The 21,936-nt window shown below is 36.9% G+C and carries 26 protein-coding genes and 1 other annotated feature; of the genes, 10 read left to right on the top strand and 16 right to left on the bottom strand.

Going from position 1 to position 21,936, the window contains the following annotated elements:
* Positions 1-78: 78 nt before the first annotated feature.
* Together TE34_RS02060 and TE34_RS02055 are read right to left on the bottom strand one after the other, a co-directional pair.
* Positions 79-753 carry a TraR/DksA C4-type zinc finger protein gene (locus TE34_RS02060; protein ID WP_047983169.1) on the bottom strand — a complete coding sequence of 225 codons (675 nt, stop codon included), beginning with the start codon at positions 751-753 and terminating at the stop codon, positions 79-81.
* A gap of 70 nt (positions 754-823) precedes the next feature.
* Positions 824-1,282, bottom strand: coding sequence for a GNAT family N-acetyltransferase (locus tag TE34_RS02055; protein WP_047983168.1), 459 nt, complete (start codon positions 1,280-1,282; stop codon positions 824-826).
* On the opposite strand from TE34_RS02055, the gene TE34_RS02050 reads away from it, so the two are divergent.
* Entirely contained in the window at positions 1,261-2,247 is a 987-nt protein-coding gene (locus tag TE34_RS02050; RefSeq protein WP_084710593.1) for an NAD(P)-dependent oxidoreductase, read from the top strand. The two genes, TE34_RS02055 and TE34_RS02050, sit on opposite strands and share 22 nt — an antisense overlap.
* Here the strand turns inward: TE34_RS02050 and TE34_RS02045 are convergent.
* From TE34_RS02045 to cspD, 3 genes are all read right to left on the bottom strand, one after another.
* A complete protein-coding gene (locus TE34_RS02045) occupies positions 2,242-2,538 on the bottom strand; it encodes a hypothetical protein (RefSeq protein ID WP_047983166.1) in 297 nt (98 codons plus the stop codon). The two genes, TE34_RS02050 and TE34_RS02045, sit on opposite strands and share 6 nt — an antisense overlap.
* Entirely contained in the window at positions 2,531-3,220 is a 690-nt protein-coding gene (locus TE34_RS02040; RefSeq protein WP_047983165.1) for a class I SAM-dependent methyltransferase, read from the bottom strand. Before TE34_RS02040 ends, TE34_RS02045 begins: the two co-directional genes overlap by 8 nt.
* Before the next feature lie 73 nt (positions 3,221-3,293).
* Positions 3,294-3,491, bottom strand: a complete 198-nt coding sequence (cspD, locus tag TE34_RS02035; protein WP_047983164.1) for a cold-shock protein CspD — start codon at positions 3,489-3,491, stop codon at positions 3,294-3,296.
* Between the two features lie 373 nt (positions 3,492-3,864).
* Here cspD and trhO point away from each other — a divergent pair, with 373 nt between their 5' ends.
* Positions 3,865-4,845 carry an oxygen-dependent tRNA uridine(34) hydroxylase TrhO gene (gene trhO, locus TE34_RS02030; RefSeq protein ID WP_047983163.1) on the top strand — a complete coding sequence of 327 codons (981 nt, stop codon included), beginning with the start codon at positions 3,865-3,867 and terminating at the stop codon, positions 4,843-4,845.
* 206 nt (positions 4,846-5,051) lie between these two features.
* Here the strand turns inward: trhO and TE34_RS02025 are convergent, their stop codons facing one another.
* The 4 genes from TE34_RS02025 to TE34_RS02010 all read right to left on the bottom strand — a co-directional run bounded on the left by TE34_RS02025 (position 5,052) and on the right by TE34_RS02010 (position 8,443).
* Positions 5,052-5,774 (bottom strand): amino acid ABC transporter ATP-binding protein, encoded by a 723-nt coding sequence (locus TE34_RS02025; protein WP_047983162.1) that lies wholly within the window; start codon positions 5,772-5,774, stop codon positions 5,052-5,054.
* The gene (locus tag TE34_RS02020) at positions 5,767-6,426 is read right to left on the bottom strand and encodes an amino acid ABC transporter permease (protein WP_047983161.1); all 660 of its coding nucleotides are present in this window, start codon (positions 6,424-6,426) and stop codon (positions 5,767-5,769) included. The genes TE34_RS02025 and TE34_RS02020 overlap by 8 nt, the downstream gene beginning before the upstream one ends.
* A 31-nt stretch (positions 6,427-6,457) precedes the next feature.
* Complete coding sequence (locus tag TE34_RS02015; RefSeq protein WP_047983160.1) at positions 6,458-7,222, bottom strand: transporter substrate-binding domain-containing protein; 765 nt, start codon at positions 7,220-7,222, stop codon at positions 6,458-6,460.
* Between the two features lie 63 nt (positions 7,223-7,285).
* Complete coding sequence (locus tag TE34_RS02010) at positions 7,286-8,443, bottom strand: M20 family metallopeptidase (RefSeq protein WP_047983159.1); 1,158 nt, start codon at positions 8,441-8,443, stop codon at positions 7,286-7,288.
* Between the two features lie 228 nt (positions 8,444-8,671).
* Between TE34_RS02010 and TE34_RS02005 the strand changes: the two genes are divergently transcribed.
* A complete protein-coding gene (locus TE34_RS02005; protein WP_047983158.1) occupies positions 8,672-9,685 on the top strand; it encodes a potassium channel family protein in 1,014 nt (337 codons plus the stop codon).
* 47 nt (positions 9,686-9,732) lie between these two features.
* Here TE34_RS02005 and proS read toward each other — a convergent pair whose 3' ends face one another.
* Positions 9,733-11,172 carry a proline--tRNA ligase gene (gene proS, locus TE34_RS02000; RefSeq protein WP_047983157.1) on the bottom strand — a complete coding sequence of 480 codons (1,440 nt, stop codon included), beginning with the start codon at positions 11,170-11,172 and terminating at the stop codon, positions 9,733-9,735.
* Between the two features lie 282 nt (positions 11,173-11,454).
* Positions 11,455-11,680 (bottom strand) — a binding site (T-box leader).
* Positions 11,681-11,838: 158 nt separating this feature from the next.
* Here proS and TE34_RS01995 point away from each other — a divergent pair.
* Complete coding sequence (locus tag TE34_RS01995; RefSeq protein ID WP_047983156.1) at positions 11,839-12,345, top strand: hypothetical protein; 507 nt, start codon at positions 11,839-11,841, stop codon at positions 12,343-12,345.
* 16 nt (positions 12,346-12,361) lie between these two features.
* Here TE34_RS01995 and TE34_RS01990 read toward each other — a convergent pair whose 3' ends face one another.
* The 3 genes from TE34_RS01990 to ytzI all read right to left on the bottom strand — a co-directional run bounded on the left by TE34_RS01990 (position 12,362) and on the right by ytzI (position 14,065).
* Positions 12,362-12,847, bottom strand: coding sequence for a DUF456 domain-containing protein (locus TE34_RS01990; protein WP_047983155.1), 486 nt, complete (start codon positions 12,845-12,847; stop codon positions 12,362-12,364).
* A 15-nt stretch (positions 12,848-12,862) separates the two neighbouring features.
* Positions 12,863-13,489: a glycerol-3-phosphate acyltransferase gene (locus tag TE34_RS01985; RefSeq protein WP_047983154.1), complete on the bottom strand. Its 627-nt coding sequence runs from the start codon at positions 13,487-13,489 to the stop codon at positions 12,863-12,865.
* 402 nt (positions 13,490-13,891) lie between these two features.
* Complete coding sequence (gene ytzI, locus TE34_RS20525; RefSeq protein ID WP_084710592.1) at positions 13,892-14,065, bottom strand: YtzI protein; 174 nt, start codon at positions 14,063-14,065, stop codon at positions 13,892-13,894.
* Positions 14,066-14,467: 402 nt separating this feature from the next.
* Between ytzI and ehuB the strand changes: the two genes are divergently transcribed.
* From ehuB to ehuA, 4 genes are all read left to right on the top strand, one after another.
* On the top strand, positions 14,468-15,328 hold the full coding sequence (ehuB, locus tag TE34_RS01980) for an ectoine/hydroxyectoine ABC transporter substrate-binding protein EhuB (RefSeq protein WP_047983153.1): 861 nt from the start codon (positions 14,468-14,470) through the stop codon (positions 15,326-15,328).
* A gap of 96 nt (positions 15,329-15,424) precedes the next feature.
* On the top strand, positions 15,425-16,087 hold the full coding sequence (locus TE34_RS01975; RefSeq protein WP_236687088.1) for an amino acid ABC transporter permease: 663 nt from the start codon (positions 15,425-15,427) through the stop codon (positions 16,085-16,087).
* A complete protein-coding gene (ehuD, locus tag TE34_RS01970; RefSeq protein ID WP_084710591.1) occupies positions 16,087-16,800 on the top strand; it encodes an ectoine/hydroxyectoine ABC transporter permease subunit EhuD in 714 nt (237 codons plus the stop codon). Before TE34_RS01975 ends, ehuD begins: the two co-directional genes overlap by 1 nt.
* Positions 16,800-17,615 (top strand): ectoine/hydroxyectoine ABC transporter ATP-binding protein EhuA, encoded by an 816-nt coding sequence (gene ehuA / locus TE34_RS01965; RefSeq protein WP_047983152.1) that lies wholly within the window; start codon positions 16,800-16,802, stop codon positions 17,613-17,615. Before ehuD ends, ehuA begins: the two co-directional genes overlap by 1 nt.
* Before the next feature lie 34 nt (positions 17,616-17,649).
* Here ehuA and murB read toward each other — a convergent pair whose 3' ends face one another.
* The 3 genes from murB to TE34_RS01950 form a co-directional block, all read right to left on the bottom strand.
* Entirely contained in the window at positions 17,650-18,567 is a 918-nt protein-coding gene (gene murB, locus TE34_RS01960) for a UDP-N-acetylmuramate dehydrogenase (protein ID WP_269083142.1), read from the bottom strand.
* A gap of 137 nt (positions 18,568-18,704) precedes the next feature.
* A complete protein-coding gene (locus tag TE34_RS01955) occupies positions 18,705-19,085 on the bottom strand; it encodes a YbaN family protein (RefSeq protein ID WP_084710590.1) in 381 nt (126 codons plus the stop codon).
* 69 nt (positions 19,086-19,154) lie between these two features.
* The gene (locus TE34_RS01950) at positions 19,155-19,973 is read right to left on the bottom strand and encodes a histidinol-phosphatase HisJ family protein (RefSeq protein WP_047983151.1); all 819 of its coding nucleotides are present in this window, start codon (positions 19,971-19,973) and stop codon (positions 19,155-19,157) included.
* Between the two features lie 124 nt (positions 19,974-20,097).
* Between TE34_RS01950 and hisZ the strand changes: the two genes are divergently transcribed.
* Entirely contained in the window at positions 20,098-21,321 is a 1,224-nt protein-coding gene (gene hisZ, locus TE34_RS01945; RefSeq protein WP_047983150.1) for an ATP phosphoribosyltransferase regulatory subunit, read from the top strand.
* Complete coding sequence (gene hisG / locus TE34_RS01940; RefSeq protein WP_047983149.1) at positions 21,309-21,935, top strand: ATP phosphoribosyltransferase; 627 nt, start codon at positions 21,309-21,311, stop codon at positions 21,933-21,935. Before hisZ ends, hisG begins: the two co-directional genes overlap by 13 nt.
* Position 21,936 lies beyond the last annotated feature (1 nt).

Below are 21,936 nucleotides of genomic sequence, written 5' to 3'. Positions count from 1 at the left end.
TATACATACGATTACAATTGGCTAAAAGTTTCGGAAAAAAATAGTACACAACAAATGGGGATTGTTGTGTACTACCACTTAATCTTGGTCTAATCTTTCTTCATATTTATCATGATTCGGTGTTACTCCGATAAATTTACCATGTTGGTCAGCAGCAACAAAGCCTTCTATATCTTCCACGCTTCCTACGTTCTCGTCACTGTTTGGATACATCTCATCGTAATTATCTTGGTCATCGTAAAAATCAGCTGTTGTCTCTGATGTTCCGTACCGGCTAACCTCTTGCCAGGTATCCTCTGCATCATAACCAACTTGTTCCTCATTGGTAACTTCATCAGGATTTATATTTGGGCTAAATACCTCTTCCTCGACTGTTCGTTTCCGTTCGAAAGTATCGCTACTCGCATGATTGATGCATCGGTCAGTAGTAGGTACCGCTTGTAATCGCTCATATGGAATATCACTTCCACATTCCCTGCATATGCCATATGTTCCTTGTTCTAATGCATGAAGGGCTTCATTTATTTCCTCTAGTTCTTTCTCTGCATGTTCATTTAGGGCAAGGTCCTTTTCCCTTTCATACAGTTCTGTTCCAAGATCAGCAGGGTGATTGTCATAATTCGATAACTCACTCATTGATTCTTTGGGGAATTCTGTAGCCATCCCATAATGATCCTGAACATGATTAATCAATTCATTTTGCCGAGCTATTAAATCTTGCTTTATCTGGTTTAATTGTTCTCCAGAAATCATGAATTAGCCTCCTTCTAACCCGTATTACTTGAAAAAGGTTGCTAATCATACTATGTGTAAAAGCCTTATATTAATTCTTTAATTCCCTTTCCAGAAGCATGTCAATATGTGGAATACCATCCTCTAAATACTCGTCCGTTATTTGTTTAAATCCTAAAGAACCATAGAAGTCTTTTAAATAAACTTGTGCTTGAATTTTAATCTTATCTTCCTGCCAAACTTCATGTATATAAGTGATTGCTTTTTCCATAATCATTCTTGCATAGCCAAACGATCTAAACTTTGACACAACCAAAACTCGTCCGATTGCAGCAAACTCTTCATATTTCAGTCCCCTAGGAAGTAGTCTCACATTAGCAGCGATTTCTCCCCCGACAGTCAAATAATAATGGACAGAATCTTGATCCAAATCATCTAGTTCAGGATAGGGACACGCTTGTTCCACTACAAATACGTCTGTTCTAGCCTTTAGTAATGCATACAATTCTTGATTAGTAAGTTCTTTAAATGTTTTCATATGCCACTCCATGTTGTTCCCACTCCTCTAAGCGATTTTTCTTTTACAATGATGAAAATAATTATATAGTAAAAACAAGAAGGGAGTGCTACATAATGCTTACGAATAATACAAAAATTGGCTTCATCGGTACTGGAGTAATGGGGAAAAGTATGGTCCAGAACCTTTTACAAGCAGGTTATCCAGTTTCGGTCTATACAAGGACGAAAGAAAAAGCCCAAGATTTATTGAATCAAGGTGCAGATTGGAAGGATTCGGTTGCAGCGTTAGCCTCTGAATCGGACGTAGTCATCTCAATTGTAGGATACCCAAAAGATGTAGAAGAAGTATATTTCGGAACTAAAGGTATCATCGAAAATGCTAAAACAGGTTCTTACATTATTGATATGACCACTTCAAAACCTTCGTTAGCTGAAAGAATTTATCAAGAGGCTACAGAAAAAGGAATCCAAGCACTGGATGCACCTGTTTCTGGGGGAGATATTGGTGCTAGAAATGGAACATTAGCAATCATGGTTGGTGGTGACCAGGATGCATTTGAAGCCGTTTTTCCAATTTTTGAAGTTATGGGAAGTAATATTATTCTGCAAGGAAAAGCAGGAGCTGGACAGCATACGAAATTAAGTAATCAAATTGCCATCGCCTCTAATATGATTGGCGTTTGTGAAGCAATTGTATATGCGAAAAAGGCGGGCTTAGACCCAATTCGAGTTTTAGATAGTATTACAACTGGTGCAGCAGGAAGCTTTTCACTATCCAAACTAGCACCACGTATGATTGAGGGGGACTTTGCCCCGGGATTTTATGTAAAACATTTCATTAAAGATATGACCATTGCACTGGAATCTGTGGAAGAAATAGGACTATCCACTCCAGGTCTTGCACTTTCATTAAATCTTTACCGTGAGCTAGCTGAGAAGGGTGAGGCAGATAGTGGTACACAAGCATTAATTAAATTGTTTGATTCATCACTATAAGCGTTTTTCTATCTCGTTTTGCACAACAAATGCTAAATCATCGTTCCCAAAAAGTTGTAACACATATAAGACGGTTTCGTCTGAAATTTCTTCTGCTTCGTTTTTGGGAACAGTTAATTCCATTGTTTCTTCTAAGATATGGTTCTTCAGTTGATTCGGATATGCAGATTGGTATAACGCCACCGGATCTAAATCATGATTAATGCACCACTGAGCAAAAATTAATATCATCATCTTTTCATCGTTTTGATAATTTTCAATAATTTTTTCTTCTATTTGTTTTTTATCCATCTTTCTCACCTACTTTACGTAACAAAAACACCCACATGAAGCTAAGTGCTTGTTTTAATTGTGTTGGCAATCCCTGATAGTTTTTTTCCGTCACACCATCCTTATAAACACCAAAACCATCAACCACTTCAAACCCCAACTCTTTTGCCAGCTGAGAAAACTCCCATGGCATCATGGAATTACTAATGGTTTTTTCTCCATAAACTTTGCGATAGCCATTCATTCTAGGACCTGCGGTTGGTCCTAATATCCCTGCACAAAATAGCCCATTGGTTTTTAAGACCCTTTTTAGTTCTTCTAACGCTAAAGCTGGTACTTCAACCCATTCTAGAACATTGATGCTTAAAACGGCATCCATTGATTCTTTTCCAAAGGGCAATTCTCCAATGTCTGCTACTTCGAATGGGACTTCCTCTAGACGCTCTTTGGCCTTAGTAATCATCTCATCTGAAATATCCACACCAACCATGTAATGGCCTAATGAATGTAGAAGATAAGTTCCATAACCATCGCCACAGCCAACATCTAAGATCTTCGAGTTCTTATGTAAGTGTCGATTAAAGAAGGGAATGATGTCTTTTCTACTTCCATTCTCCCACATATCTTTGCTACGACCACTCCAAAAGTTAGCCCGGTTATTCCATTCCGCTTTTGATTTTTCCGACCAGTTAAATGAATTCATTTGTCCACCCCCATTAACATGAACCTATATAAAAAGGCTCATCTCTAATGAGATAAGCCTTTGGTTGTTTTAATTAAAGTTTAGTAACGTTAGCTGCTTGTGGTCCGCGGTTACCTTCAACGATTTCAAATTCAACTTCTTGACCTTCTTCAAGAGTTTTGAAACCATCAGTTTGGATAGCTGAGAAGTGTACGAATACATCGTCACCGTCTTCGCGCTCGATGAAACCGAAACCTTTTTCTGCGTTAAACCATTTTACTTTACCAGTCATTTATATGACCTCCTTATTGAATAGCTTGCAAAGTACAATTGAACCTAATACTTTTACACCTACTCTATATAAAGAGATCGTAAAGTATTACCAATTTCAATTACCTTTTGCTACCTATACTTTAACCGTTTAAGCAAAAAAAATCAAGTGAATCGGAAAGTTTTAATAAAAAAAATCATAAAAATATATTGACAAGTTAATTTTAATTGTAGTATGGGTTTTAATTTTTTATATTTCGTATCTCTTCACTGCTATATTCTATTGAAATTTTTGTAAAAACTTGTTAGACTTTAGTCTTGCAAGATAATAAAATAGTAAATATAACTACCAAAACATTTATATCTTGCAAATATGAATGATAGGTGGTAATAAAATGGAAAAGAAAGATTATCGGGTTTTACTGTACTACAAGTATGTAAACATCGAAGATCCGGAAACTTTTGCAAATGAGCATTTAGACTTTTGCAAAGAAAATGAATTAAAAGGTAGAATTTTAGTAGCAAAAGAGGGTATTAACGGTACTGTTTCAGGCACTGTCGAAAACACAAACAAATATATGGAAATGATGCACAACGACCCTCGTTTCAGTGATTTAACATTTAAGGTAGACGAGCATGATGGTCATGCGTTTAAGAAAATGCATGTACGTCCACGCAAAGAGCTAGTAACGCTTCGTTTGGATGAAGAAGAAAACCATGATCCCAAAGCATTAACTGGGGAATTTCTTTCACCAAAAGAATGGCGTGAAGCGATGGAACGTGATGATGTTGTTATTCTCGATACAAGAAATGACTATGAATATGAATTAGGACATTTCCGCGGCGCGATTAATCCAGATATTGAAACCTTCCGCGATTTACCTGAATGGGTACGTAAAAACAAACATTTGATTGAAGGTAAAAAAATCCTAACGTACTGTACTGGCGGAATCCGTTGTGAAAAATTCACTGGTTGGATGATTAAAGAAGGATTTGAAGACGTAGCACAGCTACATGGTGGTATCGTAACGTATGGTAAAGATTCAGAAGTACAAGGTGAACTATGGGACGGTCAATGCTATGTATTTGATGAACGAATTACAGTTCCAATCAACCGTAAAGACCATGTTATCGTCGGTAAAGACTACTTTGACGGTGAACCATGTGAACGTTTCGTAAACTGTGCAAATCCTGAATGTAATAAACAAATTCTCTGCTCAGAAGAAAATGAGCATAAATATATGCGTGGTTGCACACACGAATGTCGTGTACACCCAAGAAACCTATATGTAATTAACAATAACCTATCCCAAGAAGAAATTGAAAACAGACTAGCAATTATCGCTGCTGAGGAAAAGGTTACCCAAGAAGCATAAAAATAGACGGCCTAATGGTCGTCTTTTTATTTTATATCTAGTTACTCGCAGGTGCTTATCATAGTAAGTATACTCGGGCGAGACTGGCTCACCAGCCGCCCGAGGCAAGGTAGACACTGCGAAGGTTTTTTTGAGCAGATGTCGCCCCTGTGCTGGAAGTAAAAGCGAAGTGTATACTGGCTGCGGATTACGCTTTAAACACACCATTATAGTACTTTAGATAAAAAGTCTGCTGCCCTTTTCGTATTCGGATTAGAAAAAAATTCTTTCGGATTACCTTCCTCCATTATTTTCCCATCATCCATAAAGATAATTCGGTCTGCAACTTCCCTAGCAAAATTCATTTCATGGGTCACGACAACCATTGTCATACCTGTTTGGGCGAGGTCCTTCATCACATCAAGTACTTCTTTTACCATTTCCGGATCTAATGCAGATGTCGGTTCGTCAAATAGCATAATCTCAGGATCCATTGCTAATGCCCTAGCGATTGCTACACGTTGCTTTTGACCGCCAGACAAACGGCTAGGATATGCATCTATTTTGTCAGTTAGGCCCACTTTAGCTAGTAGTTCTTTTCCAATTTTCTCTGCTAAATCTTTTTTAGTATTCTTTACCTTTATTGGTGCATACATCACGTTTTCTAAAACAGTCATATGTGGAAATAAGTGAAAATGCTGAAATACCATGCCGATATTTTTTCTTATATCTAATTTATTTATCTTTGGATTCGATATTTCCTTTTCATTTATCCAGATATAACCTTTTGACGGATTTTCTAAAAGATTTAAACATCGCAAAAATGTAGACTTACCAGAGCCAGAAGGACCTATAACAGCAACCACTTCGCCTTGATTAATCGTAGTTGTAATATCTTTTAATACCGTATTTTCACCAAATGTTTTGCTAAGTTCTATCGTCTTAATCACTCTGTCTCAACCTCCGTTCCACCCAACTACCAATATTTGTTAAAATAAAGATCATCACCCAATAAATGATTCCTGCGAATAACAATGGTTCGAAGTTACGATAAATCTGTGCACCGACAATCTCTGCTCGTCGCATTAAATCCATATAACCAATTGTAGAAACAAGCGCAGATTCCTTGGTCAATGTAATAAATTCATTCATCATTGCAGGTAAAATATTCTTCGTTGCCTGAGGTAAAATAATATTGATCATCATCGGTCGGTAAGAAACACCTAACGCCTCTGCCGCCTCCACTTGACCTTTGTCCACTGCCAAAATACCAGCCCGAATGATTTCTGATACATAGGCTGCAGAGTTCAATCCAAAAGCTAAGACCGCACTTAAAAACACTGGAATATCATAATAGAATAATTGCGGTATAGCGAAATGAATAATCATTAATTGTAGAATTAATGGTGTCCCTCGGAATATCGATGTATAAATATCTGCTGGCCACTTCATCCATTTTTTATTACTAATCTTTAATAGCGCTAATCCGGTTCCTAATACTAGGCCAAATATAATTGATACACTAACAAACTTTAATGTTGCTCCAATTCCCTCTAATATAAAAGGAATTGAAGGCACGATCTGGCTAAAGTCCAAATTCATGCCTTCACACCTCGCTCTCTAGCTGCACAAATTATTGATAATCCGATAACCATTCTTCCTCTAACTTTTCTATCGTGCCATCTTCTTCAAACTGTTTTAACACTGCATTTACTTCTTCTACTATTTCACTTCCTTTTGGAAATGCAATAGCCATTCCTGGTGAACTTGTTGTTGGATCCTCAAACCCAGCAAAGCCTTGTGCGTTGATATAACCGGTCGCTACTGTTTTATCCATGTATGCAACATCAATGCGGTTTGAATTTAGTTCTTGAATTAGGATACTTGCGTCATCCACTTTTTTCACTTCAAATCCATACTCTTCTGCTAGCGCTTCCGCACCTTCTTCTTGAATCGTTCCTAACTGTACACCTACTATCTTTCCTTCTAAACTACTAAGATCTTGGAGTTCTGACTCAGGTTTAGCAATAAACATTTCACCTGAACGATGATACTCTGTGGAGAAGTCAACATTTTTACGTCTGTCCTCTGTTGCACTCATTCCTGCAAGTACCATGTCAACACGTTTTGCCTGCAGGGAGCCAATTAATCCATCAAAATCCATATCCTCAATCTTTAATTCAAACCCTAATTCTTCAGCGATTGCTTTTGCTAGCTCTACATCAAATCCAATAAAATTCCCTTCTTCGTCATAGGATTCAAAAGGGGGAAAGTCAGCAGAAGTTGCCATTTTCAATACCTTTTGTTTTTCCTCTGTTGTACTTGCTTCTCCTGAACCACATGCTGCTAATAAAACCAATAATAAAATTCCCATTAATCCATAGACCATTTTCTTCATTACAAATCTCTCCCTTATAATAATGTATAATAATAATTAAATATTCATTTTAGTGTATAAAAATTACTTATTATTAAACTCACTAATGATAGATTGATAAAGATTACTATTAGTAATAACATCTAACCCTGTATAAGCAAGAGCTAATACACCGGAATTTAATGTATCATAACCATCTTCTGTTACCGTTTGATGTGCAAATTCCTTTGTATGTGCGATTAGACCAGGCTTGTTTAAACTTATATAAGGATGAATGGCCGGCACAACCTGACTCACGTTACCCATATCAATGGAGCCATAGGACTGTTTTGCAGCTAAGATAGGTAGTTTACTAGTTTTTTCTAAGTTTTTCGTAAAAGCATTTGATAAGATTTCGTTTGTATTCATTTCATCATAACTAAGTTCGTAATTTGAAACTTCTAAGGTTGCACCAGTCATAAGCGCTGCACCTTTAGCAATGTTATTTACTTTTTCGACGACTTCATTTAAGTATGATCGTTCTTTAGCACGGAGATAGAGTTGCGCAACAGCGTAATCTGGGACTACATTGGCTGCTTTACCTCCATCTGCAATAATACCGTGAATACGAACATCTGACGGTAAATGTTCTCTTAAGGCATTTATTCCGTTGAACAACTGAATCACACTATCAAGCGCGTTAATTCCTTTTTCAGGTGATGCAGCTGCATGAGAGGCCTTTCCGCTATATGCAAATTGTATGGCATCCATAGCTAGTGATTCTCCACTTACATAGGACTGGTCACTTGGATGTAATATCATAGCAACATCGATATCATCGAAAATCCCTTGCTCACTCATTGGAACCTTCGCGCCATTCGTTTCTTCTGCTGGCGTTCCTAGTACGACAACATCCCCACCAACTTCTTCGACTACTTTACTAAGCAAAATCCCAGCGCCAACACTCATGGTACCAATTAAATTATGCCCACATCCATGTCCGACACCAGGTAAGGCATCATATTCAGCAAGATATGCAACGGTTGGTCCAGGCTTATCACTAGTAAATACAGCTTTAAATGCAGTTGGCCTTTCTACTACTCCTGTTTCCACTTCAAATCCATGTTCCTTCAATAAAGTAACTAATAGGTTCATAGATTCATACTCTTGGTCCCCTAGTTCTGGATGTTGATATAGTGTGTTGACAATCTCCCAAAGATTTTGTCCTATATCATTAAATTGTAACTTTAACATTTCCTTCATGTTTTCATTCACCTTTTGTGTATTATTATTAATTCGTATGTATATTTATACCATTATATTTATAATAATACAATACTTTTTTATGAAAAATATTATTATTTTAATATCCCTACTAAAAAGATGCATAGAATTAGAGATGGTATTTGAGTTAAAAAGTGATGCAGATTATGTTAATGTATACCATAAGAAGAAAGTTCTAAAAAATAACTTTCGAAGGAGAAGCTGAACGTGTATTTTTTTCTTAAAATAGGACTAAACCTTATTAAAATTAAAAACATTACCCTCGCCCTCTTCACGTTTCTTTTTGTATTGTTCTGTACGTTTACCATCTATGTATTGGAACCAGAAACGTTCGGCAATCTACTAAATTCATTTTATTTTGTTATGACAACTTTTACTACTGTCGGTTATGGAGACTATTCTCCTGTTACAGTTGTGGGTAAATTGTTTACAGTATTTATGTATTTGATGGGTATTGGGTTACTAAGTATCGTTATAGGGAAGATTTTCGATGCTCTGTCTATCTTTAGGCGGAAAAGGGAGGAAGGAAATTTGACTTACAGAAAGAAAGATCACATCATAATTATTGGCTGGAGCAAAAAAGCACAAGTTGCTGTCCATGAAATACTGAGTTCTAATAACACGATAGAGATCGTGCTAATTGATTCATTACCTAAAGCCCCTTTTGATATTAGCCTGGAGAGAGTACATTATATTCAAGGGGATACCGCTGAGGAGGCTACCTACCAAAAGGCTAATATATCCGGAGCTAAATCAGTAATTATCTTTTCCGATGAAGAAATAGAAAAACCATCCTTACGTGATGCAAAAACATTAATAGTCGCAATTATAGTAGAACGACTTGCCCCTAATGTACATACAACAGTAGAAATACTAATGGAAGAACATATTTCAAATTTCTCCCATGTGAAAGTTGATGAATTCATTCTATCTCAGGAAACCATCTCTAACTTGGCAGTCCGATCTGCTTTATATAAAGGTGTAAGTAAAGTGTATTCCCAGTTATTAAGTAGAAAGTATGGGGAAAATTTATACCAGATTATGAAAAAGGGTACATGGGATACGTATAGAGACGCCTTTGAGGATTTATTAAATCAGGGGGCAACCTTAATTGCAGACGGTAATAGGCTAGACATTAATAGAAGACTCGATGAAAAAATTCCCCTAAGTGCAGAGTTATATGTTATTTGTGATGAAGCTACATATAAAACCATTTCTTAATAAGTAAAAGGAGCTTGAGTAGTAATTACTCAAGCTCCTTTAAACGTTTAATAAGCTTTCGCCCAATACACTAATTCTTTTGCTTCTTTGCCACAGCAGACACATGTATCAGATACCTTTTCTTGCTCGAAAGGTATACAACGTGATGTTGCAGTCGTATCTTCTTTAATTTTCTCCTCACAAGCAACATCACCACACCACATTGCTTTAATAAATCCACCTTTTTCATCAAGCGTTTGTTTGAATTCATCCATGTTTGTTGCAACGGTAGTTTTTTCGTTGCGGTGTGCTAATGCTTTATCATAAAGGTTTTGTTGAACTTCTTCAAGAAGAGCTGGTAGGCGATCATTTAAATCACTTAATGACACAAATTCTTTTTCACCAGTGTCACGGCGAACTAGTACAACTTGATCCTTTTCAATATCCTTTGGTCCCATCTCAATTCGAACAGGAATTCCCTTCATTTCATACTCATTGAATTTCCAGCCAGGCATTTTATCACTTGCATCGATATCTACGCGTACTAGTGATTTTAATTGATCACGCAATTCATATGCCTTATCTAGTACACCCTCTTTGTGTTGGGCAATTGGAACAATCATTGCTTGTGTAGGTGCAATTCTTGGTGGAACAACTAAGCCTCGGTTATCCCCATGGACCATGATTAATGCTCCCATGATTCGAGTTGATAGTCCCCAAGAAGTTTGGTGAACAAATTGACTCTTACCATTTTCATCTAAATACGTAATGTTAAATGCTTCTGCAAATCCCGATCCAAAATGATGAGAAGTTCCAGATTGTAGTGCCTTTCCATCATGCATTAGTGCTTCAATAGTTAACGTATACTTTGCTCCAGCAAATTTTTCTTTTTCTGTTTTTCGGCCACGATAAACTGGTACTGCCAGATAGTTCTCTACTAAATCGGCATATACTTCTAACATGCGATCTGTTTCGTTTGCCGCATCTTCATCTGTTGCATGAGCTGTATGCCCTTCTTGCCAGTGGAATTCAGATGAACGAAGGAATGGACGAGTTGTCTTTTCCCAGCGCACAACATTTCCCCATTGGTTATAAAGCTTTGGTAGGTCACGATATGAATGGATATTTTTTGAATAGTAGTCACAGAAAAGAACCTCTGATGTTGGTCGAACTGCGATTCGCTCCTGTAATTTTTCATCTCCACCATGGGTTACCCAAGCTACTTCTGGTGCAAAGCCCTCCACATGATCTGCTTCTTTTTGCAGTAAGCTTTCAGGGATAAATAATGGAAATTGTACATTGGAGTGACCTGTTTCTTTAATCATTCGGTCTAACTCGTCTTTTACATTTTCCCAAATGGCATAGCCATATGGTTTAATGATCATTGTTCCTCTTACTTGGCCGTATTCTACTAGTTCTGCTTGTTTGACGACGTCGGTGTACCATTGTGCGAAGTCATCTTCCATTGCTGTGATTTTTTCTACAAAATCTTTGTTTTTCTTTCCCATCTTTAGCACCTCTTTTTATTTATTTTATTTTATTTTAGAAAGGCAAGGTTTCCCTAATTAGAACTGTGTACTTATATCGGTTGCTCTGAGCGGCCCGAATACACGGAGACTCCTGCGGGAGGAAAGGCATCGGTGAGACCCCGCAAGAGCGTTAGCTCTGAGGAGGCTCACCAGCCGCCCGCGGAAAGCGGAGTGTATTCGGGCCGCGGTTTTGGCCAGAACAACATAACTCTTGCTTATAAGAAATCAGCCTTTATTAAACACAAAAAAACCTCCATCCGTAAAAGGGACCGAGGATTGGTGGTACCACCCTTGTTTACTATTTACAGGTTGTAAATAGTACACTTAGCTTGATAACGGTCAGGGACCGCGCGCATTTTCAAGGGGTAAACCTATCTAAAGGCGAACTCCAAGGCAGGTTCCAATTAACGTCTATGGAAATTCTCACCAACCATTTCCTCTCTGAATAGACAGTCTAAATTGTACTAATCCTTTTCAACGTTTCAATATTACATATTAAGTTTAATATAATGACCAGCCGTTAGAAAGTCAAGTTTTCCAGTAAATGATTTTTATCTTACTATATAATTATTCATCCTATTGAATTCGAAATTATTTGAAACCTCATAACACTTATTATCGTATACAATAAATAGGAGGGATTTTATGGCTGAAACCTTATATTTTCATGACAATTTTTTCTCAAGTGGAACAACGGATATTTATAATTCTCAAAAGGAAATTGTAGGAACACTTGATTTAAAAAGTGCCTTTTCTGATGGCGTTGATGTATTAGATCCAGAAGGCACCTTACAATTACGCGGATATTTTCCATTCTTTTCTCATAAATGGAATGTAGTGAATTCAACTGAAGATACAGTGGGAATTCTTCGAGCTAGATTTGCACTTTTTAGGAAACTTTTTGAATATGAAGCAAGTGACCAGGGGTTTTATACTATTGAGTCGGAGGCTTTTTCTCGTGAGTATTCGGTTCTAAACCCTAGCGGATCGTTAATATGTGAATTTAAACGTGTGGATGACTTCTTTGAATCTCCTGCATTCCAGTTAATCAATTATAGTGATACAATCCCATCAATCGAATGGATTACTATCGTTATGGGAGTTAACGCTATTCAGAAGCGACGCAGAAGAAATAATGCAGCAGCTACTTAAAGCTGCTGCATTTCCTTTAAGAAATAACACCAATGATAAATAGAATAATCATGATGATTTGTACAAATACTTTAGCAAACGTTCCACTTAAGAAACCGAGTAATGAACCAATGGATGCCTTAAAAGCTTCATTAAAAGTTCTTTTTTGAACCATTTCAATAATTAGAACCGCTAAGAAAGGAATGACAATAATCCCAAACGGCGGCATGATGAAGGACCCAACAATGACTGCGATTGCTGCACCTCTCTCCCCCCATTTACTTCCACCAAACTTCTTAACAAAGAAGCTATTTGCTAGAATATCTGCCACAAATAAGAGAACGGTAAATACAATCATGAGGGTCCAGAATACCCAACCTAACTCTTCTCCATTAATTCCAAACTGGTACAATAGAAATCCAATCCAAATCAACAGTACAGAAGGGATAATCGGATAAATCACACCGACGAAGCTTAAAACAAATAATGCTACAATTATAACCCATAGAAGTATATCGACCATTAGTTACCCCCAATATTACTTTACTTCTTTTTTCTGAAACATGCTCGAGAGCTTTTTTTCTTCTTTATTGATAATACGTTTATAATTCTCTATATGTTTCAAGATACTTAATACAGATAGTAGTATAACTATCATTGTTGGCTCCAAACCATAGAAATAATACGTTGTAACTAAAAATGAAATATACATCATCAATACACCTATGACGAGGTAGTCGGTAGCAAAGGTGAAAATCAATAAAATCCCTATACCGATTAAAGCAATTTTCCAATCAATGGCAAGTAATATCCCAACAAGTGATGCTGTTCCTTTGCCACCACTAAATTTCATGGTAATTGGGAAATTGTGACCTAAGATAACTGCTAATGCCGTAACATAGATTAATAGAATTTGAGCATCTCCAGTTATCGCGTTTCCATTGAGAATATAAAGCATTAATAGTACGGCTAGTGTTCCTTTGAATATATCGATTAGGGCAACAAGTATGCCATACTTCCAACCTAATAAAATGGTTGTGTTAGAAGCTCCTGCATTTTTTACACCAGATTTTTTTATATCTATCTTTTTATACTTTCCAACTAATTGAGAACCATGAACACAACCAAAGAGATAACCAATAACTATACTAATTAGTAAGTACATGTTCTTCCCCCTTGTTCAATTCACTTCACATGTGTTTACTTTATTCTAATATATTCATAGTAAATTGGATACTGCCTTTTTTATGGAATACATACAGCTATTTAAATCACTTTGAAAAAACTATCTCCAATAAAAGAAGAGATTGGGACATAACTAAATCAAAGGAATGTAAATGCGAACAATAACCTTATTAGCCCCGGAAATATACGGAGACTCCTGTGGGAGGATAGGCATCGGTGAGACCCCACAAGAGCGATAGCTCTGAGGAGGCTCACCAGCCGCCCACGGAAAGCGTAGTATATTTCCGGGGCGGGTTATATGCACTATTAATAATGTTCGGATTTACCCTTGATAGAATTACTTTTGTCCTAATCTCTTCTTTACTTATTGCAGCCACTTATTTTAGTTTGAACGATCCGATGACTCTTCATCATTATCATCCGCTTCTCCCTCTACCTTTGGAGGAAGTGGATCAATTTTATGTTTATATCCGTAACCTTTATCAAGCGTTAATATAGATAAATAAAGAACAATTGCCGTAATAACAATACAAATAATCGCAACGACCCATATCATTTTTATTACTCCCCCTTTTCGCGTAGAATCCATTGGTTATATTCTAACATGAAACCATCTATTTGTTAGGTAAATAGTTTTATATTCCTTGTCGAATATTGAGGATTTGCTAGATAAACTAACAATATACTCGCATCTTTAAGAATGAAAGAGCTCTTCCACTTATATCAAATCTAATACTAAATAATTTAAAATTATCTAATAATACTAGGTTTGTTTCCCCTGTAATATATCGGTAACATTAACATGTAACTGTTTACCAAAGATATACCCCAATATCTTTTCCTAAATCCTTCGTACATAAACCCATCCAGTTACCCAGTTAGAAGTTCTAATCTATTTACTAATACATCTAGCTTTTAGAGTTGGAGTATTTAAAATTATAGGAGGTTTTTATACTTTATGAAGAAATTATTAGTAGCATCCATACTGTGCTTAACCATTGCTTTCTTAGCAGCATGTGGATCAGAAGAAGAAAGTAAATTGGCTAAGCTACAGGAAGAAGGTAAGGTAACGATTGGATTTGCCAACGAAAAACCTTATGCATATGAAGAAGATGGTGAATTAAAAGGGGCTGCAGTGGACATTGCCACAGCCGTATTCGCAGAGCTTGGTGTTGAAGAAGTTGAATCGGAGTTACTAGAATTTGGTCAACTTATCTCTGGACTAAATGCTGGTCAATTCGATGTAATAACTGCTGGTATGGCAATTAAGCCAGACCGTTGTGAGAACGCAGCTTTTGGTGAACCGGAAATGATGTATGGGGAAGGGCTAATCGTACAGACAGGTAATCCTCTTAATCTAGAAAGCTATGAAGATATTGCAAATAATCCAGATGTAGTTGTTGCTGTTATGCAAGGTGCAACAGAAAATGACTTTTTAAAGGAAAGTGGCGTAGACCCTAGTCAAATCCTTTCTGTACCAGATATTCCAGCATCGATTGCTGCTGTGCAATCAGGACGTGCTCATGCAACAACTGGAACAGAGATGACTATCAAGGATGCTCTAGCTTCTGCTGGCACTGATGAACTGGAGTTTGTTGAAACATTTGAACAACCAGATGTAGAAGGTGTACCAAGTTATGGGGCAGCTGCATTTAATCTGGAAGATGAAGAACTACTTGAGGCTTACAATGAAGTACTTGCTGAACTTAAAGCCGATGGTACTGTTGCTGAGTTATTAGAAAAGAATGGCTTCAGTGAACAGATGAATATGGTTCCAGATGAAATTACAACTGAAAAAGTCTGCAGCGGTGAGATTTAAATAATACGGTCCTAATTTCAACAAGACTCCATAGGGTTTTCCCCATCAGGGGGTCAGTCCCTATGGAGTTTTTTAAAGCTTTTCAAAGGAGTGATTATGATTAATGCCATTATAGAAGTTTTCCCTGTATTAATGAAGGGGATAAATATCACGATTACAGTCTTCATTCTTTCAACAATATTTAGCTACTTATTTGCTTTTATTGCAGGTCTTTGTCGTGTATCCAATAATAAACTAGTTAGAGCTGGTACGAGTGTTTACGTGGAAATCTTTCGAGGCACCTCGTTAATCGTACAGCTATTCTGGCTATACTATGCGATTCCTATGCTATTCGATGTTGGTATTGATAACCGACTTATGGCTGGGGTATTAGCCATATCATTAAATTATGGCGCCTATATGTCTGAGATTGTTCGCGGATCCATTCTAGCCGTTGATAAAGGACAAACGGAGGCATCTATTGCGCTTAACCTTTCTCGCGCTCAACGCATGAGAATCGTTATCTTCCCCCAAGCTCTTCGCATGATGTTACCTGAGTTTGGAAATTATCTCATTCAAATACTGAAAGCAACTTCACTCGTTTCATTGATTGGAATGACAGATATCTTATACCATGGAAACATCTTAAGAAGTACAAATCTATCCGCGGCACCTACCGTGTATTTACTATTACTAGTATTCTACTTTATTATGGCATTGCCACTAATCTTCCTAACGCGTAAAGGCGAGCAGATTTCGAAGAGAGGAGTGGCTAGTTAATGGATATTAATTGGAAATGGGATATGTTTTTTGAAGCATTCCCTTATATCTTACAAGGATTAGGTGTTACAGTAGGACTAACCTTTGCATGTTTTCTATTTGCGTTAGTTTTTGGATTTGTGTGGGTCTTTTTGAGAAGAATTAAATTCAAACCCGTAAACTGGCTTGTTACATGGATTATGGAGTTTATACGTTCTACTCCTCCACTAATTCAATTGTTTTTTATTTATTATGCTTGGCCGATGGTTCCTGGAATTGGGGTATCCCTTTCTTCCTTTGAAGCTGCTATTCTAGGACTAGGTATACACTTTAGTACGTATATTGGTGAAGTATATCGTTCAGGAATAGAAGGTGTTGATAAGGGGCAATGGGAAGCGTCTACTGCGTTAAACTTTTCAACGAGACAAAAGTGGACTAAAATCATATTACCACAAGCAATACCACCGACCATTCCAATGCTAGGAAATTACTTAATCATTATGTTTAAGGAAGTTCCTCTAGCTTCAACGATTGGGGTAGTTGGTATCTTAGCTTTAGCTGAAACATATGGTACGGATAACTTCCGCATGTTAGAAGCCTATACCATTGTTGCGCTTATTTTCTTAGTATTAAGTTATCCTTCAGCTATCTTAATCAATAAATTGGAAAAGAAAATGAACCGCCGCTTTGATAAAAAAGCAGCGCTTCAGGACAGTAAAGGAGCGGTAGTATAATGACTGAATCTATAAAAGAAAATAGCTCTAGCATCTCTAAAACAAATTCAGACCCCATCGTCGAATATAAAAACGTTCATAAATCCTTTGGAGATGTAGAAGTTTTAAAGGGTCTAGATTTAGATATTTATCCTGGTGAAAAGGTTGCCTTAATTGGTCCAAGTGGCTCAGGTAAAACGACAATCATTCGTATGCTAATGACCCTAGAACAGCCAACATCAGGTGAGATTATAGTGGACGGGAAAAATCTTTGGCATATGGAGAAGAATGGTAAATTAGTTCCGGCTAGTGAACATCATTTACGCGAGGTTCGTGGAGACATCGGAATGGTTTTCCAGCATTTTAACCTCTTCCCTCATATGACTATTTTGCAAAACTGTATGACAGCACCCATCCATGTTAAAAAGGAAGGTAAAGAGACCGCAAGAAAACGTTCAATAGAAATGTTAGAAAAGGTTGGACTTGGAGATAAATTAGATAATTATCCAAGTCAATTATCAGGTGGTCAGAAGCAACGTGTTGCTATGGCCCGCGCTTTAGTTATGCGACCGAAGATTATGCTTTTTGATGAGGTTACTTCTGCACTAGATCCCGAGCTAGTTGGTGAAGTACTAGAGGTTATTCGTGATATTGCTAAAGAAGGCGAAATGGCTATGGTACTTGTTACACATGAAATGGACTTCGCTTTAGAAGTTGCCGATCGTGTCATCTTCCTAGATGATGGTGTTATTGCGGAGCAAGGAGCACCTTCTGAAGTTCTTGAGGAATCTGATAATGAACGACTACAGCAATTCTTATACCGATTCAGAAGCTAATTAAAAGGCTATGCGATTACTCGCATAGCCTTTCTTATTGTGGATCTTCTCCTATAATTCGAACTTCACGCTCAAGCGTAACACCAAACTTCTCTTTAACAGTCGCTTGAACATGATGAATTAAACTGATATATTCATCAGCAGTAGCATTGTCTTTATTTACAATAAAGCCAGCATGTTTCAAGGAAACCTGTGCACCACCGATTTGGGTTCCTTGTAAGCCGCTATCTTGGATTAGTTTACCTGCAAAGTATCCAGGAGGTCGTTTAAACACACTTCCACAGGATGGATACTCCAATGGCTGCTTCGACTCTCGTTTATAGGTTAAATCATCCATGACGGCCTTTATTTCATCATACTCTCCCTCTTGTAAGGCAAATGTAGCTTCAAGTACGATATACCCGTTATCAGGAATGTTACTCGTACGGTATTCTAAATCTAAGTCTTCTGCACGTAATGTTAGCAAATCACCATTAGAATCTACTACAATCGTACTTTCTAAACAATCCTTGATTTCTCCACCATACGCTCCTGCATTCATATATAGTGCTCCACCTACAGATCCTGGAATTCCACATGCAAACTCCAAACCGGTAAGCCGTTGCTTTAGGGCTTCTCTTGATGTATCAATAATACGCGCACCACTTTGCGCAATAACTTTTGTACCCTCTGTCTTAATCTCTTTTAACTTATTTAAATTCATGACGATTCCACGAATACCGCCATCTTTTACGATTAAATTAGAACCATTTCCTAATAGCGTAAAGGCTATTTCTTCTTTGTTTGCAAGTTTTATAATCTGTCTTACCTCATCATACGTTTCCGGTGTAACTAACCAATCTGCTTGCCCACCAAGTCGTGTATACGTATGATTTTTTAAAGGCTCGTTAACCATCACATTTATCTCAGATGTAATGCTAATTAACTTTTCATATACATGATGATTGCTCACTACATATCATTCCTTTAATCAAAGTCCAATAATTATATCCATCTATATTATTGTAAGTTATTTTATGCTTTCACGCCACTTATTAAAGATACACTATTCTTTTTATATGCGGATATTTCATTTGCATTACAGAAAAATTAATAATGAGCTTTGACTAAGGTTTTTTGCTTCAAAATAAACCATGTGAAGTAGGAAGCAATTCCTGCAAGCAGGAGCTTTACTGCAATAAGTGGTACTACAAAGAAAATCGTGAAGAGCATGGATGCCCATAGTAATGTAACACCAATAACCTTAGCTGAAAGAGGAATTCCTTTACCTTCTCGATAATTTTTAATATATGGGCCTAGATAGTTATTTGTGATTAACCATTCATATAACCGCTCCGAACTCCTGATAAAGCATGTCGCGGCAAGAAGCAATAAAGGAGTAGTTGGAATTAATGGTAGGAATATACCAATGATAGCTAATCCCAATGATAGTAAACCAATAAGTATTAGTAGTAGACGTTTCATTAACATTGATATCACCGCTATTCCCTATTTTAATTTACATATTATTATACCATTCCATGAAAAGCTCCATCCTGGCTATTTAGAAGAATTATGTGACAACTTTTTTACTTGATTAATAGCGTGATAGCTTGGTTCTCCACCGAGGAACGTAGCTATGTATTTAAAACCAATCGATTCTAACAACTCTAGTGAATCATTAAACTTGTATCCCAACGTTCCGGCAACATGAGAGTCTGATCCAAGCGTAATAATCTCCCCTCCCAATTCCTTGTAAAGCCTTAAAATATCATCACTCGGCATACCACTATTCAAGCCATATCGAAATCCGGATGTATTTAGCTCTATACCTTTTCCTTTTTCAATAATTACCTTCAATATTTCAGCAATAATTTCATGAAAGTTCTTCTTACTTCCCTGTTTATATCGTTTTACTAAATCTAAATGCCCCAATACAGAGAAGTCTTCAAAATTCTGGATACAGTAATATAATTCTTTATAGTAGGTTGCATATGCTTCCTCTACCGTTCGATCATGAAAGAACTTTCCAGAGTGCAAATCCATACGGTCTGTTGTATGCATCGAACAGATAACAAAATCAAATTCATTGGCTTGAAGCAATTTTTTATATCGGTTAAGTAAATTAGGCTCCACCCCTATTTCTATTCCCTTCTTTATGTGGATATAATTCCTGTACTTTTCCTGCATTTGTTTAATTTTTTGATCATATAACGCTAAATCAAATTCAAATATAATGGAAGAATCCGGGTATTCATAATCGATATGCTCTGTAAAACATATCTCCTTCAACCCTAACTCAATCCCTTTTAGAACAGTCTCCTCCATCGGTGTTTTGCAATCTGCCGAAAAATTACTATGTACATGATAATCAAACATGACGATTCCCCCTATAGTTGACAATTACTTTCTTACATATTAGAATACATTATAACTTTACTTAGATAAAGTGATAAAGTGGTAAATCAATAAAGTATAAAATTTTTCATTAAAGGAGTCTATTATGGAACCCTACTTGAAATCTGTTTTGGATGAGTTTTCTAATGCTAGAGAAACATTCATTCGTACGTTAACCAATCGCTTTAATACATATGGATATCAGAAAATTACTACCCCTGTATTTGAGAACTATCATTTATATACATCGGTCCAAGGAACGATACCACTTGATGAAATGGTAAAGGTAATTTCACCTGATGGTAAAGTACTAGTCTTACGTCCCGATGTCACCATACCTATTACTCAATTAGCCTCATTACAACATCATGAGCAGACAACAGAAGCTCGATACGCATACATACTCGATGTGTTTCGCAACTCTTTTCATTCGAATGACGGCTATGTTAAAACTCAAGCCGGGGTGGAGTTTCTCGGAAGTGCCCGTCCGGAAGCAGATTTTGAGGTTATTTCACTAGCTATTAATGGATTATTAGATTTAGAGTTTACAAGTTTCAAAATCGAGATTGGTCACGCTGGTGTGATGAAAGAAATGCTTAAGATACTGTCCCTTTCCAACGAACAAGAGGATCAATTTAAACAGTACATCACGTCAAAGAATTTCACGAGTTTAGAAGAGTTTTTATTCCAATTAGATATTGATCCTTCCGTAAAACAATCTTTACTAACACTACCGCTTCTATATGGTAGACCGGATGATGTTTTAGAAAAGGCATTATCACTCTCTCTGACAACACAGATGACCAGAGAATTGGAGAGATTACAAGAAGTCTATGAGCTGTTAACGTTATATGGTTTTGGTGACTATGTCGTTATTGATTTAGGCTTGATTAACAACATGGGGTATTACTCAGATATTATTTTCCAAGGGTATATCGAAAACATTGGCAAACCAATATTACTAGGTGGTAGATATGATTATCTGGCAGAACAGTTTGCAAATCCAGTCCCTGCTATCGGCTTTGCTTATGATGTCGATGCACTACTTGCTTCCAACCCAAACAGTCCTATATCACCACAGCAAATCTACATCCAATATGATCAGAACAAAGCACCTGAGGCACTAAGACTGACTAAGCGTTTAAGAGATTTAAACTATACTACTATTCTATCCAACACAGTGAAACTAGACAGTAATTGTTATTCCATATCCATTAACAACACAGAAAGCAGCATCTCCTATCGAGGATTCAAGCGAGCCTTTACAAATGTTGATGAACTTCAGAATTTATTACAAACCATGAAGGAGGAGGTTCCATGCAACCCATAACATTAGCCTTAGCAAAAGGGAGAACTGCGACAAGCACGATTAAATTATTGAAAAAAGCTGGATATTGTTTTGAAGACTTCCATGAAAAGAGCAGAAAACTGGTTTTCTATGATACCAACCAATTGGTTCAATTAATTTTTGTTAAAGCCGTAGATGTTCCAACATACGTAGAAAAAGGAGCAGCTGATGTTGGCATTGTTGGAAAGGATAATATCTTAGAGACTGCAGCTGATATATACGAGATGCTTGATTTAAAAGAGGGGAAATGTAAGTTTGTTATTGCCGGAAAGGAACCAACCATTCTACAAAAGAAACGACTAGTTGTAGCCTCAAAATACCCTTCTATCACGACACATTACTTTGAAAAGAAAGGTATTCAAGCGGAGACAATCAAACTCAATGGTTCCGTTGAGCTAGCCCCTCTTATTGGTATGGCAGATGTCATTGTAGATATTGTAGAAACTGGAAGAACATTAAAAGAGAACGGATTATTTGTTTTAGAGGAATTAGAAGATATTAGTACAAGGTTAATAACTAATAAAGCTAGCTTTGCAACAAAAACTAGTAAAATAGAAAACTTTATTCGAAATCTGCAACTTGCTTTGGAGGAATAGT

Source organism: Ornithinibacillus californiensis (assembly GCF_001038485.1).
Lineage (GTDB): Bacteria > Bacillota > Bacilli > Bacillales > Amphibacillaceae > Ornithinibacillus > Ornithinibacillus californiensis.
This window is presented reverse-complemented; position numbering and strand designations above follow the sequence as displayed.

Excerpts from the sequence above, each read along its gene's own strand:
- cspD (WP_047983164.1), bottom strand. The coding sequence starts at position 3,491 with ATGACTGGTAAAGTAAAATGGTTTAACGCAGAAAAAGGTTTCGGTTTC.
- TE34_RS02015 (WP_047983160.1), bottom strand. The coding sequence starts at position 7,222 with ATGAAGAAAATGGTCTATGGATTAATGGGAATTTTATTATTGGTTTTA.
- hisZ (WP_047983150.1), top strand. The coding sequence starts at position 20,098 with ATGGAACCCTACTTGAAATCTGTTTTGGATGAGTTTTCTAATGCTAGA.
- TE34_RS01985 (WP_047983154.1), bottom strand. The coding sequence starts at position 13,489 with ATGTACTTACTAATTAGTATAGTTATTGGTTATCTCTTTGGTTGTGTT.
- ytzI (WP_084710592.1), bottom strand. The coding sequence starts at position 14,065 with ATGATATGGGTCGTTGCGATTATTTGTATTGTTATTACGGCAATTGTT.
- TE34_RS01990 (WP_047983155.1), bottom strand. The coding sequence starts at position 12,847 with ATGGTCGATATACTTCTATGGGTTATAATTGTAGCATTATTTGTTTTA.
- TE34_RS02020 (WP_047983161.1), bottom strand. The coding sequence starts at position 6,426 with ATGAATTTGGACTTTAGCCAGATCGTGCCTTCAATTCCTTTTATATTA.
- TE34_RS01950 (WP_047983151.1), bottom strand. The coding sequence starts at position 19,973 with ATGTTTGATTATCATGTACATAGTAATTTTTCGGCAGATTGCAAAACA.
- ehuA (WP_047983152.1), top strand. The coding sequence starts at position 16,800 with ATGACTGAATCTATAAAAGAAAATAGCTCTAGCATCTCTAAAACAAAT.
- TE34_RS02055 (WP_047983168.1), bottom strand. The coding sequence starts at position 1,282 with ATGGAGTGGCATATGAAAACATTTAAAGAACTTACTAATCAAGAATTG.
- TE34_RS01955 (WP_084710590.1), bottom strand. The coding sequence starts at position 19,085 with ATGTTAATGAAACGTCTACTACTAATACTTATTGGTTTACTATCATTG.
- ehuD (WP_084710591.1), top strand. The coding sequence starts at position 16,087 with ATGGATATTAATTGGAAATGGGATATGTTTTTTGAAGCATTCCCTTAT.
- TE34_RS02045 (WP_047983166.1), bottom strand. The coding sequence starts at position 2,538 with ATGGATAAAAAACAAATAGAAGAAAAAATTATTGAAAATTATCAAAAC.
- TE34_RS02060 (WP_047983169.1), bottom strand. The coding sequence starts at position 753 with ATGATTTCTGGAGAACAATTAAACCAGATAAAGCAAGATTTAATAGCT.
- TE34_RS02040 (WP_047983165.1), bottom strand. The coding sequence starts at position 3,220 with ATGAATTCATTTAACTGGTCGGAAAAATCAAAAGCGGAATGGAATAAC.
- proS (WP_047983157.1), bottom strand. The coding sequence starts at position 11,172 with ATGGGAAAGAAAAACAAAGATTTTGTAGAAAAAATCACAGCAATGGAA.
- ehuB (WP_047983153.1), top strand. The coding sequence starts at position 14,468 with ATGAAGAAATTATTAGTAGCATCCATACTGTGCTTAACCATTGCTTTC.
- TE34_RS01995 (WP_047983156.1), top strand. The coding sequence starts at position 11,839 with ATGGCTGAAACCTTATATTTTCATGACAATTTTTTCTCAAGTGGAACA.
- TE34_RS02050 (WP_084710593.1), top strand. The coding sequence starts at position 1,261 with ATGTTTTCATATGCCACTCCATGTTGTTCCCACTCCTCTAAGCGATTT.
- TE34_RS02010 (WP_047983159.1), bottom strand. The coding sequence starts at position 8,443 with ATGAAGGAAATGTTAAAGTTACAATTTAATGATATAGGACAAAATCTT.
- trhO (WP_047983163.1), top strand. The coding sequence starts at position 3,865 with ATGGAAAAGAAAGATTATCGGGTTTTACTGTACTACAAGTATGTAAAC.
- hisG (WP_047983149.1), top strand. The coding sequence starts at position 21,309 with ATGCAACCCATAACATTAGCCTTAGCAAAAGGGAGAACTGCGACAAGC.
- TE34_RS01975 (WP_236687088.1), top strand. The coding sequence starts at position 15,425 with ATGATTAATGCCATTATAGAAGTTTTCCCTGTATTAATGAAGGGGATA.